The 16,542-nt window shown below is 71.3% G+C and carries 14 protein-coding genes; 8 read left to right on the top strand and 6 right to left on the bottom strand.

Translation table 11 applies throughout. The features are described from left to right. The first annotated feature begins 119 nt into the window (after window positions 1–119). Window positions 120–1,406: an ATP-dependent Clp protease ATP-binding subunit ClpX gene (gene clpX, locus ACZ516_RS04060; RefSeq protein WP_358582183.1), complete on the top strand. Its 1,287-nt coding sequence runs from the start codon at window positions 120–122 to the stop codon at window positions 1,404–1,406. Window positions 1,407–1,492: 86 nt separating this feature from the next. Here the strand turns inward: clpX and ACZ516_RS04055 are convergent, their stop codons facing one another. The 4 genes from ACZ516_RS04055 to ACZ516_RS04040 form a co-directional block, all read right to left on the bottom strand. Next, window positions 1,493–2,146, bottom strand: coding sequence for a hypothetical protein (locus ACZ516_RS04055; protein ID WP_469008342.1), 654 nt, complete (start codon window positions 2,144–2,146; stop codon window positions 1,493–1,495). A gap of 189 nt (window positions 2,147–2,335) precedes the next feature. Next, on the bottom strand, window positions 2,336–3,364 hold the full coding sequence (locus ACZ516_RS04050) for a hypothetical protein (protein ID WP_469008341.1): 1,029 nt from the start codon (window positions 3,362–3,364) through the stop codon (window positions 2,336–2,338). A gap of 124 nt (window positions 3,365–3,488) precedes the next feature. Further along, the gene (locus ACZ516_RS04045; protein ID WP_469008338.1) at window positions 3,489–4,517 is read right to left on the bottom strand and encodes a hypothetical protein; all 1,029 of its coding nucleotides are present in this window, start codon (window positions 4,515–4,517) and stop codon (window positions 3,489–3,491) included. 154 nt (window positions 4,518–4,671) lie between these two features. Next, window positions 4,672–5,532, bottom strand: coding sequence for a hypothetical protein (locus ACZ516_RS04040; RefSeq protein ID WP_361075670.1), 861 nt, complete (start codon window positions 5,530–5,532; stop codon window positions 4,672–4,674). A 136-nt stretch (window positions 5,533–5,668) separates the two neighbouring features. On the opposite strand from ACZ516_RS04040, the gene ACZ516_RS04035 reads away from it, so the two are divergent. Next, window positions 5,669–8,293: a valine--tRNA ligase gene (locus tag ACZ516_RS04035; RefSeq protein ID WP_358582196.1), complete on the top strand. Its 2,625-nt coding sequence runs from the start codon at window positions 5,669–5,671 to the stop codon at window positions 8,291–8,293. Between the two features lie 65 nt (window positions 8,294–8,358). On the opposite strand, the gene ACZ516_RS04030 is transcribed toward ACZ516_RS04035, so the two are convergent. After that, a complete protein-coding gene (locus ACZ516_RS04030; protein ID WP_469008337.1) occupies window positions 8,359–9,039 on the bottom strand; it encodes a hypothetical protein in 681 nt (226 codons plus the stop codon). 135 nt (window positions 9,040–9,174) lie between these two features. Here ACZ516_RS04030 and ACZ516_RS04025 point away from each other — a divergent pair, with 135 nt between their 5' ends. Next, window positions 9,175–10,335 carry a sensor histidine kinase gene (locus ACZ516_RS04025; RefSeq protein ID WP_469008336.1) on the top strand — a complete coding sequence of 387 codons (1,161 nt, stop codon included), beginning with the start codon at window positions 9,175–9,177 and terminating at the stop codon, window positions 10,333–10,335. Between the two features lie 97 nt (window positions 10,336–10,432). Here ACZ516_RS04025 and ACZ516_RS04020 read toward each other — a convergent pair whose 3' ends face one another. After that, window positions 10,433–11,449, bottom strand: a complete 1,017-nt coding sequence (locus tag ACZ516_RS04020) for a rod shape-determining protein (RefSeq protein ID WP_361075658.1) — start codon at window positions 11,447–11,449, stop codon at window positions 10,433–10,435. 144 nt (window positions 11,450–11,593) lie between these two features. Here ACZ516_RS04020 and folC point away from each other — a divergent pair, with 144 nt between their 5' ends. From folC to mreC, 5 genes are all read left to right on the top strand, one after another. Then, window positions 11,594–13,120, top strand: coding sequence for a bifunctional tetrahydrofolate synthase/dihydrofolate synthase (gene folC, locus ACZ516_RS04015; protein ID WP_469008334.1), 1,527 nt, complete (start codon window positions 11,594–11,596; stop codon window positions 13,118–13,120). 5 nt (window positions 13,121–13,125) lie between these two features. After that, window positions 13,126–13,491, top strand: coding sequence for a DUF4233 domain-containing protein (locus ACZ516_RS04010; RefSeq protein ID WP_361075652.1), 366 nt, complete (start codon window positions 13,126–13,128; stop codon window positions 13,489–13,491). A gap of 79 nt (window positions 13,492–13,570) precedes the next feature. After that, window positions 13,571–13,984 (top strand): nucleoside-diphosphate kinase, encoded by a 414-nt coding sequence (ndk, locus tag ACZ516_RS04005; RefSeq protein ID WP_055702325.1) that lies wholly within the window; start codon window positions 13,571–13,573, stop codon window positions 13,982–13,984. Window positions 13,985–14,380: 396 nt separating this feature from the next. Continuing rightward, complete coding sequence (locus tag ACZ516_RS04000) at window positions 14,381–15,400, top strand: rod shape-determining protein (RefSeq protein WP_030564059.1); 1,020 nt, start codon at window positions 14,381–14,383, stop codon at window positions 15,398–15,400. Window positions 15,401–15,561: 161 nt separating this feature from the next. Then, window positions 15,562–16,542 carry a rod shape-determining protein MreC gene (mreC, locus tag ACZ516_RS03995; RefSeq protein WP_469008333.1) on the top strand — a complete coding sequence of 327 codons (981 nt, stop codon included), beginning with the start codon at window positions 15,562–15,564 and terminating at the stop codon, window positions 16,540–16,542.

Here is a 16,542-nt window from a genome sequence, read left to right as displayed (position 1 = left end):
GTCGTCGAAGCGAACCGTGCCAAGGGGGGCCCGAACGGGGGGCCCGGCAAGGTACCGTCGGATATGAGGCACCAGGAGCCGCTGAACGTGGCGTCTCCCAGGCGAAGGGGAAGCACCTCGTGGCACGCATCGGTGACGGCGGCGATCTGCTCAAGTGCTCGTTCTGCGGAAAGAGTCAGAAGCAGGTCAAAAAGCTCATCGCAGGCCCCGGTGTGTACATCTGCGACGAGTGCATCGACCTCTGTAACGAGATCATCGAGGAAGAGCTCGCGGAGACGAGCGAGGTCCGCTGGGAGGAACTGCCCAAGCCTCGTGAGATCTACGAATTCCTTGAGGGCTACGTCGTGGGCCAGGAGCCCGCGAAGAAGGCCCTCTCGGTAGCGGTGTACAACCACTACAAGCGGGTCCAGGCCGGGGAGAACGGCGGCGCGCAGGGCCGTGACGACGCGATCGAACTCGCCAAGTCCAACATCCTGCTGCTCGGCCCGACCGGCTCCGGAAAGACGCTCCTGGCGCAGACGCTCGCCCGCATGCTCAACGTCCCGTTCGCCATCGCCGACGCGACGGCGCTGACGGAGGCGGGCTATGTCGGCGAGGACGTCGAGAACATCCTCCTGAAGCTCATCCAGGCCGCCGACTACGACGTCAAGAAGGCCGAGACGGGCATCATCTACATCGACGAGATCGACAAGGTCGCCCGCAAGAGCGAGAACCCGTCGATCACCCGCGATGTGTCCGGCGAGGGCGTCCAGCAGGCCCTGCTGAAGATCCTGGAGGGCACCACCGCCTCGGTCCCGCCGCAGGGCGGCCGCAAGCACCCGCACCAGGAATTCATCCAGATCGACACGACGAACGTGCTCTTCATCGTGGGCGGCGCCTTCTCCGGCCTCGAGAAGATCATCGAGTCGCGGGCGGGGGCGAAGGGCATCGGCTTCGGCGCCACCATCCGCTCCAAGCGCGAGCTGGAGGAGAAGGACCAGTTCGAGGACATCATGCCGGAGGACCTGGTGAAGTTCGGGATGATCCCCGAGTTCATCGGCCGCCTCCCCGTGATCACCTCGGTCCACAACCTCGACCGCGAGGCGCTGCTCCAGATCCTCATCGAGCCGCGCAACGCGCTGGTGAAGCAGTACCAGCGCCTGTTCGAACTCGACGGCGTGGAGCTGGACTTCGAGCGCGAGGCCCTGGAGGCCATCGCGGACCAGGCGATCCTCCGCCAGACCGGCGCGCGCGGCCTGCGCGCCATCATGGAAGAGGTCCTCCAGTCGGTGATGTACGAGGTGCCGTCCCGCAAGGACGTCGCCCGCGTGGTCATCACCGCGGACGTCGTCCGCTCGAACGTGAACCCGACGCTGGTGCCGCGCGAGGTGCGGGGCCCGGGGACCGGGGAGCAGAAGTCCGCGTAGGCCCCGGCCGTACGTACGCGAAAGGGGGCGCCCGGCGATTCGCTCGCCGGGCGCCCCCTTTGTCGTGGTCCGGGGTGGTCCGGGTGCTACTTGACCTCGACGCGTACGTCGTCGCGGAGCTCGGCGACCTGCGCGGCGACGTCGCTCAGCGCGATGTCCTTGCCGCTGCCGGTCGCGCCGGCGTCGGAGAACACGGCGTAGGCCACCGTGCTGTGGTCACCCCAGGCGCACATCGGCGTCTGGAAGCTGTCGGGGACACCGGAGTCCTCCGTGCCGCCCTCGCCGCCCATCGAGAACTCGCCCATCTGACACTTCATGACGCCGTCGGCGAAGCCGTCCGGCGTGAACTCCTTCGGGCTGCCGATGAGCTTCATGCCCCCGTCGGAGCCGTTCAGGGAGTTCTTCTCCATCTCGGCGAACATGGCGTCGACGACCTTCTCCGGGTCGTCCACCTCGCCGTACACGCCCAGGTAGTTGAAGGTCTTCATCGTCGTGCCCTCACCGTGCTGGTACGCGGCGTGGACGTCCTTGGGGTCGCTGACACCCCGCTTCTCCAGGTCCTTCAGGTCGCCGGACGACATGCCGCCCCCGCCGGCCGAGGCGTCCAGCTTCTTGTAGCCGCCGAGAACGGTCGCGGGAGCGGTCAGCTTGTACGTCTTGCCGTCGTCGGCGACGGAGGAGGAGTCGTCCCCGGCGAAGAGGAAGTACCCGCCGACGGCGGCGGCGGCCACGACCACCACGGCGCCGATGACGAGCCCGGTCTTCTTCCTGCCCCCACCGCCCCGCGGAGGCGCGGGGGCTGCCCGTAGGGGGCCTGCGGCTGCTGCCCGTACGGGCCGGGCTGCTGCTGGGGCGGCTGAGCGCCGTACGGGCCGGGCTGGTTGTGGCTCACTGCGTTCGGGGTTCCCCTCGTGAACGGTGCTGGGGCGTCAGAGCTTGACGCGGACTTCCTTGCGGACCTTGAGCGCGGTGGCCGAGGCGTCGTCCAGGGACACCTTGCCCGCCATGGCGTCCGCGACCTCGATGGGGACGACGACGGCGACGGTGCTGTGGTCACCCCAGATGCAGACCGGCATGCGGATCTCCTTGGGAGCGGAGGAACTGCTGCCGCCCGCGCTGTCGTTCTTGATCATGGACTCCTGGCACTTGAGGACGACGTCGTCCGTGCTGAAGTCCTTCGGGCTGCCGACCAGCTTGCCCGTCTGCGCGCCGGGCTCCTGCGAGTCCTTCTTGACCTTGGCGAACATGCTGTCGACGACCTTGCCCGGGTCACCGACCTCGCCGTAGACCCCCATGAACTGGATGGCCTTCTGCGCCAGGGGGTTGTCGGCGGACTCGGTCTTGTACCCGGCGTCGACGTCCTTGGGGTCCTTCACGCCGGCCTTCTCGGCCGCCGCGATGTCGCTGGAGTTGAAGCCGCCGGTCTGGCTCGCGTCCTTCTTGTACTCGCTGAGCAGCGTCTCGGGCGTGACCAGCTTGTGCGCGCCGTCGTCCGCCACGGAGGAGGAACCGCCCCCGTCACCGCCGCCGTCGCTGCCGCCGAGGACGAAGTACGCGCCGACACCGAGGGCGGCGATCACCGCGACGGCGCCGATGATCAGCCCCGTCTTCTTCTTGCCGCCACCGGGCGGCGGGGGCGGCACCTGCCCGTAAGGGGCCTGCTGTCCATAGGGGGCCTGCGGCGGGACCTGCCCGTAGGGGCCGGGCTGCTGCGGCTGGCCGTACGGCCCCTGCGGGGGCGCCTGCGGCGGAGCCTGGTGGGGGTACCCGTAACCGGGCTGCTGCGGCGGAGCCTGCTGGGGGTAGCCGTAGCCGGGCTGCGGGGCCTGCGGCGGCTGCCCGTAGGGGCCGGGCTGCTGCGGCTGACCGTACGGCCCCTGCGGGGGCTGGCCGCCGCCGTACGGCCCCGGCTGCTGTGGCTGCTGCTCGCCGTACGGGCCCGGCTGGTGGTAGCTCATGGGGTGTTCCCCTCCGAAACGCTTAGGTGTTCCCGACATCCTGACGCAAGGGGGCCCGGTCGGGTGACCGGGCCCATGCCCTGGACCGGAGGCGGCCGGACCGCGCGCGGGCGGCCCGCCGGTGTCAGCTCTTGACGCGGACTTCCCCGCGGAACCTGGCGGTCGTCGTCGCGGCCTCGTCCAGATCCGCGGCCCCGCCGGACAGCGCGCTCGCCACGTCCGTGGTGACGACGTAACCGATGGTGCTGTGGTCGCCCCAGATGCAGGTCGAGGCGGACATCTCGCTGGGACCGGAGGCGCCGGCCGTGGAGCCGCTCGTGGAGCCGCCGCCGAGGGCGGCACCGAGGTCGACCTTCATCTCCTGGCACTTGAGGACCGCGCCGTCCAGCTCGGCGGGCTTGTACTCCTTGGGGCTGCCGACCAGCGTGACCTTGCCGCCGCTCGTGCCGCCCTCCCCGGCCTCCTTCTCGGCGTTGGTGAACATGTGGTCCACGACGCCCTCGGGGTCCTTGATGTCGCCGTAGACGCCGCCGAAGGTCAGCACCTTCTGCGCCATCGGGTTGTCCTTGCTGCCCGACTGGTACTGCGCCTGCACGTCCTTGGGGTTCTTCACCCCGGCCGCCTCGGCCTTGTCGAGGTCGACGCCGTTGAGTCCGCTGGAGCGGCCCGGGTCCTTCTTGTAGTCGGTGAGGACCGTCTCCGGCGTCGTCAGCTTGTGCGGGCCGTCGTCCTTGACGCCGGAGTCGTCCTTGCCGCCGCCCGCCACGTTCGAGGAGCCGCCGTTCTTGCCGCCGCCCTTGTCGTCGTCACCGCCCGCGAGGACGAAGTACCCGCCGACCGCCGCGGCGGCGACCACGGCGACCGCCGCTATGACGAGGCCGGTCTTCTTCTTCCCGCCCCCGGGCGGCGGAGGCGGCGGCACCTGCCCGTAGGGGGCCTGCGGCTGCTGCCCGTAGTACCCCGGCTGCTCGGGCGAGCTGTACCCACCCTGCTGGGGCGCCTGCTGCGGCGCCTGCGGGGGGTACCCGTAGCCGCCCTGGGGTGCCTGCGGGGGATACCCGTAGCCGGGCTGCGGGGCCTGCGGCTGCTGCCCGTAGGGGCCGGGCTGCTGGGGCTGACCGCCGCCGTACGGTCCCGGCTGGTTGTGACTCATTGCTTGGGTTCCCTCCCGATGCTTACGCGTTCCGAACATCCTGTCGGACGAACACGGGAGGACGACGCCACCGGAGCGGATCGATGCGCAGTTGTTGAAGAGCTGTTCCACACCCCGAACGCACCCCCCGTCCGCGCTCACCCGCCGTCCGCGCTCACTCCTCGACGCGGGCCGCCTTGCGCAGGGTGGCCGCGAAGTGGGCGACGTCGGTGGTGGCCATGCCGCCGCTTCCCTTTGCCATCGCCGCCATGTCGGCGCCGACGACGACGCCGTACGTGCTGTGGTCGGCCCAGATGCAGATCGGCAGTTCGACCGTGTTGCCGCCGTCCGTCAGCTCGGCCGTCTGGCACTTCATGAGGGCGTTGTCGAGCGCGTCCGGCTCGACGCTCTCGGGGCTGCCGGCCAGCTTGATCCGCTCGCCGCCCCCGTTGTCGGCGTGCGACTCCTTCTCGGTGTTCGCGGCGACCTTGGCGAAGCCCGCGTCGAGGGCCTCCGCCGGATCGGCTATCTCGCCGTACATCCCCTGGAAGCTCATCTGCGTCCCTTTGCTGATCGAACCCGAGGTGTAGGCGAACGAGACGTTGTGGGGGTTCTTGACCCCGATCCCCTCGGCGTTCTTCTTGTCGTTGCGGCCGAGCGGACCGTCATCGACTTTGTCCGCGCTCCCCCTGTACTCGCCCACCGAGGACGGCGGCACCAGCCGGTGCGCCCCGTCGTCCTCGACCGAGGCCGAGCCGCCGCCCGCCCCGAAGAGGAAGTACGCGCCGACGCCGAGCGCGGCGACCACCGCGACGGCGCCGATGATCAGGCCGGTCTTCTTGCCGCCGCCCTGTCGCGGCGCCTGCTGCGGCGCCTGCTGCGGGGGCGGCGGAAAGCCGTACCCCGGCTGCGGCGGCTGCTGCCCGTACGGGCCGGGTTGCTGGGGCTGCTGCCCGTACGGGCCGGGTTGCTGGGGCTGCTGCCCGTAAGGGCCGGGCTGCTGACCCTCGTACGGGCCGGGCTGGTGGTCGCTCATCGTGGGGGTCCCCCTCCGGACTCTGATGTGTCCCGGACATCCTGGAGGACGCGGGGCCCCCGTGGCGCCCCGGACGGCAAGCGTTGTCGAACATTCCGGTTTCGGGACCGCGCCGCGACCCCCCTAAACTGACCGGGTGACCGAGAACGCTCAGCAGCAGCCCCCAGCGACCACTCCCGAACTGCCGACCCAGTACGCGCCGGCCGAGGTAGAGGGGCCGCTGTACGAGCGCTGGGTGGAACGGGGCTACTTCTCCGCCGACGAGAAGAGCGAGAAGCCGCCGTACGCCGTCGTCATCCCCCCGCCGAACGTGACCGGCGCGCTCCATCTCGGCCACGCCTTCGAGCACACGCTGATCGACGCCCTGACCCGCCGCAAGCGCATGCAGGGCCACGAGACGCTGTGGCAGCCCGGCATGGACCACGCGGGCATCGCCACGCAGAACGTGGTCGAGCGCGAGCTGGCCAAGGAGGGCAAGTCCCGCCACGACCTCGGGCGCGAGGCGTTCATCGAGCGCGTCTGGAAGTGGAAGGGCGAGTCCGGCGGCCAGATCTCCGGCCAGATGCGCCGCCTCGGCGACGGCGTCGACTGGCAGCGCGAGCGCTTCACCATGGACGAGGGCCTCTCGCAGGCCGTCCAGACCATCTTCAAGAAGCTCTACGACGACGAGCTGATCTACCGCGCCGAGCGCATCATCAACTGGTGCCCCCGCTGCCTGACGGCGATCTCCGACATCGAGGTCGAGTACCAGGACGACGACGGCGAGCTGGTGTCGATCAAGTACGGCGAGGGAGAGGAGACGCTCGTCGTCGCCACCACCCGCGCCGAGACGATGCTCGGTGACACCGCCGTCGCGGTCCACCCCGACGACGAGCGCTACCAGCACCTCGTCGGCAAGCAGATCAAGCTGCCGCTGACCGACCGCACCATCCCGGTCGTCGCCGACGAGCACGTCGACCCCGAGTTCGGCACCGGCGCCGTCAAGGTGACCCCGGCCCACGACCCGAACGACTTCGAGATCGGCCGGCGCCACTCGCTGCCGAACATCGCCGTCATGGACGAGCACGCGGTCATCACCGCGCACGGCCCCTTCCAGGGCCTGGACCGCCTGGAGGCCCGCTCCGCCATCGTCGCGGCGCTGCGCGCCGAGGGCCGCGTCGTCGCCGAGAAGCGCCCGTACACCCACTCCGTGGGCCACTGCTCGCGCTGCAAGACCACCGTCGAGCCGCGCCTGTCGATGCAGTGGTGGGTCAAGGTCGGCCCGCTCGCGAAGGCCGCCGGCGACGCGGTCCGCGACGGCAAGGTCAAGATCCACCCCCAGGAGATGGAGAAGCGCTACTTCGACTGGGTCGACAACCTCCACGACTGGTGCATCTCGCGCCAGCTCTGGTGGGGCCACCGCATCCCGGTCTGGTACGGCCCGAACGGCGAGATCGTCTGTGTCGGCCCCGACGACGAGGCCCCCACCGGCGAGGGCTGGCGCCAGGACAACGACGTGCTCGACACGTGGTTCTCCTCCGGCCTGTGGCCCTTCTCCACCCTCGGCTGGCCCGAACAGACCGAGTCGCTCGCGAAGTTCTACCCGAACTCCGTGCTGGTCACCGGCTACGACATCCTCTTCTTCTGGGTCGCCCGGATGATGATGTTCGGCCTGTACGCGATGGACGGCACCCCGCCGTTCCACACGATCGTGCTGCACGGCATGGTCCGCGACCAGTTCGGCAAGAAGATGTCGAAGTCCTTCGGCAACGCGGTCAACCCGCTGGACTGGATGGACAAGTACGGCTCGGACGCCCTGCGCTTCACCCTGGCCCGCGGCGCCAACCCCGGCACGGACGTGCCGATCGGCGAGGACTGGGTCCAGGGCTCGCGCAACTTCGCCAACAAGATCTGGAACGCCACCCGCTTCGCGATGATGAACGGCGCCACGATCGAGGGCGACCTGCCCCCGGCCGAGCAGCTGTCCGCCACCGACCGCTGGGTGCTCTCCCGCCTGAACGCGACGGTCGCCGAAGTCGACGCGCTCTACGACGACTTCCAGTTCGCCAAGCTCTCCGACGCCCTCTTCCACTTCGCGTGGGACGAGGTCTTCGACTGGTACGTCGAGCTGTCCAAGACGACGTTCATGGCGGGCGGCGAGGGCGCCAAGGTCTCGGCCCGCGTCCTCGGTGAGGTCCTGGACGTCACGCTGCGCCTGCTCCACCCGATCGTCCCGTTCGTCACGGAGACGCTCTGGACGGCGCTGACCGGCGGGGAGTCCCTCGTCATCGCCGACTGGCCCGCCGACAGCGGCTTCCGCGACCCGGCCGCGGAGCGGGAGATCGAGACCCTCCAGCAGGTCATCACCGAGGTGCGCCGCTTCCGCGCCGACCAGGGCCTCCAGCCCGGCCAGAAGGTCCCGGCCCGCCTCGCCCTGGACGGCACGGCACTCGCCCCGCACGAGGCCGCCATCCGCCAGCTCCTGCGCCTGCTGCCGGAGGGCGACGCGTTCACGGCGACGGCGACGCTGCCGGTCTCGGGCGCCACGGTCGCGCTCGACCTGTCCGGCACGATCGACGTGGCCGCCGAGCGCAAGCGCCTCGCCAAGGACCTCGCCGCCGCCGAGAAGGAGAAGGCGCAGGCCGAGGCCAAGCTGGGCAACGAGGCGTTCCTCGCCAAGGCGCCGGACCAGGTCGTGGACAAGATCCGTGGCCGCCTGACGAAGGCGGAGGGCGACATCGCCCGCCTGACCGCCCAGTTGGCGGCGCTGCCGGCCGCGTAGGCATGCGACACCGAAGGCTCCCGGAACCGATGACGATCGGTCCCGGGAGCCTTCGTCGTACGCCGTCAGCCGATGGGACGGCGTTCGGGCGCCCGCTCGTCGGCGGGACCCGCCGGACCGATGAGGTCCACCGGCTCGAAGAACCCGGCGAGGCGGCCCCCGCGCGGCACGACAGGGCCGTCCTCGCGCGGCGCGATCTCCAGGCCCAGCCGCTCCAGCTCCGCGCCCGCCAGCGCCTCCAGGATCTCCGGATCGCCGTGCCGCCAGCCCCAGGCGAGGCTGCCCGGCGTGGCGTCGGGGATCTCCGAGGCGGTGGCGGCCACCTCGTCCAGCGGTCGGAGCAGCGAACGCAGCGCCAGCAGGTCGCGGCCGTCGTCGGAGGCGGCCAGGTCCCGGGCCGCGCCCGCTTGCCGGATCCAGCGCAGCCGGCGCGGCAGCCACACCACGAGGACCAGGCCCACGGGGACGACGAACAGGGCGACGGCGCCGACGGCCACCGCCGTGCGCACGGTCACCGGATCCATCGCGTCGACGGCGTCCGCCACGCGCCGCAGCGCCGTGTCGAAGCGCCCGCCGACCAGCGGCAGCGGCGCCCTGCGCTCCTGGAGGGCGCGGGGCAGGGCGAGCAGACAGGCCAGCCGGTACGCGGTCACGGCGACGGCGGCCCACAGCGCGGCCCACAGCAGGACCCCGGCGTCACCGGCGAGCTGATGGGTCCGCCGGGCGGAATTCTGGGCATACCACATGGTCAGATCTGACCCCCGGCGCGGACGAGGGCCGGTCAGCCGCGCCGGGCGCCCGGACAAGCCCGTGCCGCAAATCACCAAATCAGTGCCATAAGTCTGATGAATCGGGCTGAAGGGCCCTGGATGATGGAGAGCATGCACAACCGCCCCGCCGCCCAGGCGATCCGCCGGGCGACGGCCGCCGGCCGTCGCCTCGCCGGCCGCTGGGCGCGCACGGCCGGCGCCCTCGACCTGGTGACCGCGCTGAGCGCGCTGGCGCTGATGAGCCTGGACGTGCCGGGCCTCGCGGCGGCGGACAACTCCCTCACCGGCCCCACGGCGGCGCTCGTCCTGACGGCGGGCGCCGCCTCCCTGCTGCTGCGGCGGGCGGCGCCCTGGCTGCCGTACGCCGTCGCGCTGCTGCTGCTCGGCTGGCTGCACGAGCTGACGCTGGTGCAGTTCGCGCTGTACTCGCTCGCGCGCTACCGCGGGCGCCGGGCCGGCACGCTCGGCGTCCTCGGCTACGTCGCGTTCGCCTACGCCATGTTCCTGCTCCCCGGCTGGCCGCCGCACCGGGGCGAGACGCTCAGCGAGTTCCTGAGCCTCGTCGTGCCGATCGGCGTGCTCGCGGCGGGGGTCGGCGTCGCCGCGAACCGGCAGGACCTCGTCCGCGCGCTGGAGACGCAGCGCGCGGAGACGGACATGCTCCACGCCGTCCAGCAGGAGCGGGCCCGCATCGCGCGCGACGTGCACGACTTCGTCGGGCGCGAGCTGACGCTGCTGAGCGTGCGCTCCCAGGTGCTCGCCCGCCGGGCCGAGGGCGGGCCCTTCGCGGACGGCTTCGAGGAACTGTCCGAGACGGCGCGCAGCGCGCACCGCATGCTCAACGAGATCATCGTCCAGCGTGGTGTGGACGGGGCGCCCACGCCCGGCCTCGACGCGCTGCCCGAGCTGGCGGAGCGCAGCGGGCGCGCGGGCAGCCCCGTGGAGCTGCTGGTGGCTCCCGCGGCCCACCGGCTCTCGCCGCTGCGGCAGGCCGCGGTCCACCGGGTGGTGCAGGAGTGCCTGACGAACGCGGCGAAGCACGCGCCGGGGGAGCGGGTCACCGTCCGGGTGGAGGTGGCGGACGGGCGCCTTGGGATCGCCGTCCGCAACGCGCTGCCGGTGGCGGCGCCCGCGTCGGCGCCGGTTTCCTCGGGGAGCGGTACGACGGGGATGGCGGAGCGGGTCCGGGCGGTGGGCGGAGAGTTCTCGGCGGGGCCGGTGGACGGGGCGTACGAGGTCGTCGCCTGCCTGCCCGCGGGGGACCTGTCCTGACCGCAGGGACCTCTCCCACCCACCCACCCGTTACCCGGCACCGATCCGTCCCGAAGGGCCTCGCCCGGCACCCGGCGCTCACCCGTCCCGGAGGGCCTCACGCCGCTGACATCACCCGTTCCAGGCCGTCGAAGTCCTCCACGCACTTGCCGCAGCCCAGCGCCACGCTGTCCAGCGGGGTCTCGGCCACGAAGACGGGGATGCCCGTGTTGGAGGCGATCCGCAGGTCGAGGCCCGGCAGGAGCGCCCCGCCGCCGGTCAGCACGATGCCGTGCTCCATGATGTCGCCGGACAGTTCCGGCGGGCACTCCTCCAGCGTGGTCTTCACCGCCGCGATGATGTGCTCCACGGGCTCGTCCAGCGCGGCCCGCACCTCGCGCGCCGTCAGGTCCACCGTCTTGGGCAGACCCGCGACCTTCTCCCGGCCCCGCACGGTGAACGTCCGCATCTCCAGGGCGTCCTCGCCCGGCACGGGCCACGCCGAGCCGATCGCGACCTTGATGTCCTCGGCGGTGCGCTCACCGATGAGCAGGGAGTGCTCCTTGCGGACGAAGTCGGTGATCGCCGTGTCCAGCCGGTCGCCCCCGACGCGCAGCGACTGCGCGGTGACGATCCCGCCCAGCGAGATGACGGCGACCTCGGTCGTGCCGCCGCCGATGTCGACGACCATCGACCCGCGCGGCTCGGCGACCGGCAGCCCCGCCCCGATCGCGGCGGCCATCGGCTCCTCCACCAGGTGGACGGCGCGCGCGCCGGCCCGCTGCGAGGCGTGCACGATGGCCCGCCGCTCGACGGGCGTGACCCCGCTCGGCACACACACCACCATGCGGATACGGGGCCGCCGGCCGGGCACCGCCTTGCGCACGAAGTGCCGGATCATCTCCTCGGCGGCTTCGTAGTCGCTGATCACGCCGTCCCGCAGCGGACGGATCGCGGTGATGGACCCGGGCGTGCGCCCGATCGTCTCCTTGGCCTCCGTCCCCACGGCCAGCACGCCGCCCCTGCCTCCCCGGTCCGACCGCACGGCGACGACGGACGGCTCGTTGAGCACGATCCCCTTGCCGCGCACGTAGAGGAGGGTGTTCGCAGTGCCGAGGTCGATACCTATGTCCATGATCGCCAAGTTTGCCGGGCGGCCCGCCGAAGTGGAGGGACCAAGGTCCCGAATCGGACGGGCCGAAGGTCCCGACGCTCCCGCCCGGCCCCGTCCGCCAGGTCCGGACGCCGAGTGTCGGTGGCGCTCCGTAGACTGGCGTACGTGAGTGACCTCCCCCCGCGCGACGAGCACGCAGACCACCCCGCCGACGACGCCGACGCCTTCGAGACCATCGTGGGCGCCGAGACCGACCGGGACCCCGACCTCGCGGTGATCGAGGCGGGCAGCCGCACCCTGCGCACCCTGGCCGGCCCGCCGCAGGGCGACATCCCCGGCCGCCCCGCCGACCCGGAGGTGGACAGGGCGCTGCGCGGGGTCGAGACGGAGCTGGCGGGCCGCTGGGGCGAGACGAAGCTGGAGCCCTCGGTCAGCCGCATCGCCGCCCTGATGGACGTCCTGGGCGAGCCCCAGCGCGCGTACCCCTCGATCCACATCACGGGGACGAACGGCAAGACGTCCACGGCCCGCATGATCGAGGCCCTGCTCTCCGCCTTCGAGCTGCGCACCGGGCGCTACACCTCGCCCCACGTCCAGTCGATCACCGAGCGGATCAGCCTGGACGGCGCCCCCATCGAGGCCGAGCGCTTCGTGGAGACCTACCAGGACATCAAGCCGTACGTGGAGATGGTCGACGCCGCCCAGGAGTACCGCCTCTCCTTCTTCGAGGTCCTCACCGGCATGGCGTACGCGGCCTTCGCGGACGCCCCGGTGGACGTGGCGGTCGTCGAGGTCGGCATGGGCGGCAGCTGGGACGCGACGAACGTGATCGACGGCTCCGTCGCCGTCATCACGCCCATCGACCTGGACCACACCGACCGCCTGGGCTCCACGCCCGGCGAGATCGCCACGGAGAAGTCCGGCATCATCAAGCAGGGCGCGACGGTGATCATGGCCCAGCAGCCGGTCGACGCCGCCCAGGTGCTCCTGAAGAAGGCCGTCGAGGTCGACGCGACGGTGGCCCGCGAGGGCCTGGAGTTCGGCGTCGTCGCCCGCCAGGTCGCCGTCGGCGGCCAGCTGCTGACCCTGCGCGGCCTCGGCGGGGAGTACGAGGAGGTCTTCCTGCCCCTGCACGGCGAGCACCAGGCGCACAACGCCTCGGTGGCGCTCGCCGCCGTGGAGGCGTTCTTCGGCATCGGTTCCCAGCACGCCCGCCCGCTGGACATCGAGGCCATCCGCAAGGCCTTCGCCTCGGTCTCCTCGCCGGGCCGCATGGAGGTCGTGCGGCGCTCGCCCACCATCGTCCTGGACGCCGCGCACAATCCCGCGGGCGCCCGCGCCGCCGCCGCCGCGATCAGCGAGGCCTTCGACTTCAGCAACCTCATCGGCGTGGTCGGCGCGAGCGACGGCAAGGACATGCGGGGCGTCCTGGAGGCCTTCGAGCCGCTCTTCGCCGAGGTCGTCATCACGCAGAACACCAGCGACCGCGCGATGGACGCCGACACGCTCGCCGCCATCGCCGTCGAGGTCTTCGGCGACGACCGCGTCCAGGTCGAGCCGCGCCTGCCGGACGCCCTGGAGGCGGCGATCACCCTCGCCGAGGAGGAGGGCGAGTTCGCCGGCGGCGGCGTCCTCGTCACAGGTTCCGTCATCACGGTCGGCGAGGCCCGGCTGCTCCTGGGAAGGGGCTGACCCCCGTGCGTACGCTCTGCGCCTCGACGCTGATCGGCGAGTTCTTCGTCATCGGCTTCGCCGGACTGGTCGCCATGAAGGACCCCGACCTCACCATGGGCACGGTCTGGACGGTCAGCGGCGTCGCGATGCTGCTGTGCGTACTGCTGTGCGGCATGATCACCCGGCCCGGCGGCGTGCAGCTGGGCTGGGCCCTGCAGATCGCGCTGATCGCGAGCGGTTTCGTGGTGCCGACGATGTTCTTCATGGGCGCCGTGTTCGCCGCCCTGTGGTGGGCGTCGGTCCACTTCGGGCGGCAGATCGACGAGGCGAAGGCCCGGTTCGCGGCGATGGCCGACGAGCAGGCACGGGCCGGAGGTAACACCGCGTAGCCACCCCCGGTATCGTGCGGCCCAATCCCATGCGATCGCGGAGATCGACCGATCGTGAGCACACCTTTTGGAGCCGCACATGAGCCAGCGCACCCTCGTCCTGCTGAAGCCCGACGCCGTCCGTCGTGGCCTGATCGGGGAGATCATCGGCCGCATCGAGCGCAAGGCGGGCTGGACGATCTCCGCGCTGGAGCTGCGTTCGCTGGACCAGGACACCCTGGAGCAGCACTACGGCGAGCACAAGGGCAAGCCGTTCTACGAGCCGCTGGTCGCGTTCATGTCCTCCGGTCCGGTCGTCGCGCTGGTCGTCGAGGGCGAGCGGGTCATCGAGGGCGTGCGCGCCCTGGCCGGTCCGACCGACCCGATCGCCGCCGCGCCCGGCTCCATCCGCGGCGACTTCGGCACCATCGTCAGGGAGAACCTGATCCACGCCTCGGACTCCGAGGAGTCCGCCGAGCGCGAGCTGAAGATCTTCTTCCCCGGCGTGGCGTAACCTCCCGCGCCACCCGCGCCTCCCGCGCCTCCCGCGCCTCCCGCGCCTCCCGCGCCTCCCGCGCGACTCCCGCGAGCCCTCGCGAGTCGTCCGCGCGTCCGCCGGACCGCCCGCTGACGAGGTGTCAGCGACACGCCGCGCGACCCGGACGGCCGGAGCGATCCGGCCGTCCCCGGCGCACGCGCCCCGATCGGGGGAACCCGTGCCCCCTATGGCACGTCTCCACAAGCGGGGCGGCGCATCATCTGCTGACAATGGCGAAGACCCTCGCGCCGTCTTCGCGCGGCCGAGACTACGATGGAAGCCTCCACTGCCACTCAGCACCCACCTCGCCTACCTAAAAAGCCATCACAAGCTCCAATAGGGAAGGCCAGACGCATCCTCATGGGGAACAACATGTCGTTCATCGGCCGTGACATGGCTGTCGACCTCGGGACCGCCAACACGCTGGTGTACGTCAGGGGTCGGGGGATCGTACTCAACGAGCCGTCCGTCGTCGCGATCAACACCAACACCGGTGGCATCCTCGCGGTCGGCGCGGAAGCGAAGAAGATGATCGGGCGCACGCCCGGCAACATCGTCGCGGTACGTCCCTTGAAGGACGGCGTGATCGCCGACTTCGAGATCACCGAGCGGATGCTCCGCTACTTCATCCTGAAGATCCACAAGCGGCGCTACCTCGCGCGTCCGCGCGTGGTCGTCTGCGTGCCCTCCGGCATCACCGGCGTGGAGCGCCGCGCCGTCATCGAGGCCTCCTCGCAGGCGGGCGCCCGCCAGGTGCACATCATCGAGGAGCCCATGGCGGCGGCCATCGGCTCCGGCCTGCCGGTCCACGAGGCCACGGGCAACATGGTGGTCGACATCGGCGGCGGCACCACCGAGGTCGCCGTCATCTCGCTCGGAGGAATCGTCACGGCACAGTCGATCCGCGTCGCGGGCGACGAGCTGGACAACGCGATCATCCAGCACATCAAGAAGGAGTACTCCCTCCTCCTCGGTGAGCGCACGGCCGAACAGATCAAGATCACCATCGGTTCGGCCTACGACATGGACGCCGACGAGCACACCGAGATCCGCGGCCGCGACCTGGTCTCCGGGCTGCCCAAGACGGTCGTCATCTCCGCCGCCGAGGTCCGCAAGGCCATCGAGGAGCCGGTCAACGCGATCGTGGACGCGGTCAAGACCACTCTCGACAAGTGCCCGCCCGAGCTGTCGGGCGACGTGATGGACCGCGGCATCGTCCTGACCGGCGGCGGCGCCCTGCTGCGCGGCCTGGACGAGCGGCTGCGCCGCGAGACCGGCATGCCGATCCACATCGCCGAGAACCCGCTGGACAGCGTGGCGCTCGGCTCCGGGAAGTGCGTGGAGGAATTCGAGGCGTTGCAGCAGGTGCTGGACGCCCAGCCCCGCAGATGACGTGACGTGAAAAGATCCGCCGTACGAGTGCCGCCACCTCGTGCGGCGGATCGTTGACATAGAGGCACAAGAAGAATTCAGGCAAGGCAGAACAATTCCCCAGAACCCCGTGGAACGCGCAGATTCCGCGGAATCCGATCGAGGAAGGCACGCCGCCGCACGTGAGGGACACACGAGAGAGCCGGCTGCTCCTGGTGCTGCTGATCGCCATCGCGTTCGCTTTGATCACGGTGGACATCCGCGGCGGTGAGGACTCGCCGGTCGACGGTGCCCGCCAGGCCGCCGCCACCGTCTTCGGCCCGGTCGAGGAGGGGATGTCCTCCGCCGTCGACCCGATCGGCAACGCCATCGGCGCGGTCCGCGACTCCGGTGACCGCCACGACCGCATCGCCGAACTGGAGCGCCAGAACGCCGCGTTGAAGGCCAAGCTCGGCAGCGACGACCGCAACCGCAGCCGCGTGCGCCAGCTCGACGGCATGCTCAAGAAGGCCGGCGCCGGACAGTACGGCATCAAGGGCGCCGAGGTCATCGGCATAGGAGCGGCCCAGGGCTTCTCCTGGACCGTCACCATCGACGCCGGCGCGCACGACGGCATCCGGCGCGACATGACCGTCCTCAACAGCGACGGCCTGGTCGGCCGCGTCACCACGGTCGGCCCGGACACCGCCACCGTGCTGCTCGCCAACGACCCGGACTTCACCGTCGGCACCCGCATGGAGCGGACCGACGAGCTGGGCTTCGCCACCGGCCAGGGCGACCGCCCGCTCTCCGTCCAGCTGCTCAACGGCAAGGCCAAGGTCAAGAAAGGCGACCGCCTGGTCACCTTCGGCTCGCAGAAGGACAGGCCGTTCGTGCCCGGCGTCCCCGTCGGCGAGGTCGTCCGCGTCGACCCCTCGGGCGGCGACCTCACCCGTACCGTCTACGTGAAGCCCTACGTCGGCTTCACCAAGCTCGACATCGTCGGCATCGTCGTCGAGGCACCCCGCGAGGACCCGCGCGACACCGTCCTGCCGCCCAAGCCCGCCAAGCCCAAGCCGACCCCGACGGTCACCGTCACGGCCACCCCGTCGGGAAAGCCGGCCGACGGCGCGGCCGACGGCACGGTGCCCGGCGGCGCGGTGCCCGACGGCGACGAGCAGTAG

The sequence above is a fragment of the Streptomyces sp. NPDC034037 genome, assembly GCF_055575715.1.
Note: the sequence above shows the minus strand (reverse complement) of the source record. Positions and strands in the feature narration are given on the sequence as shown.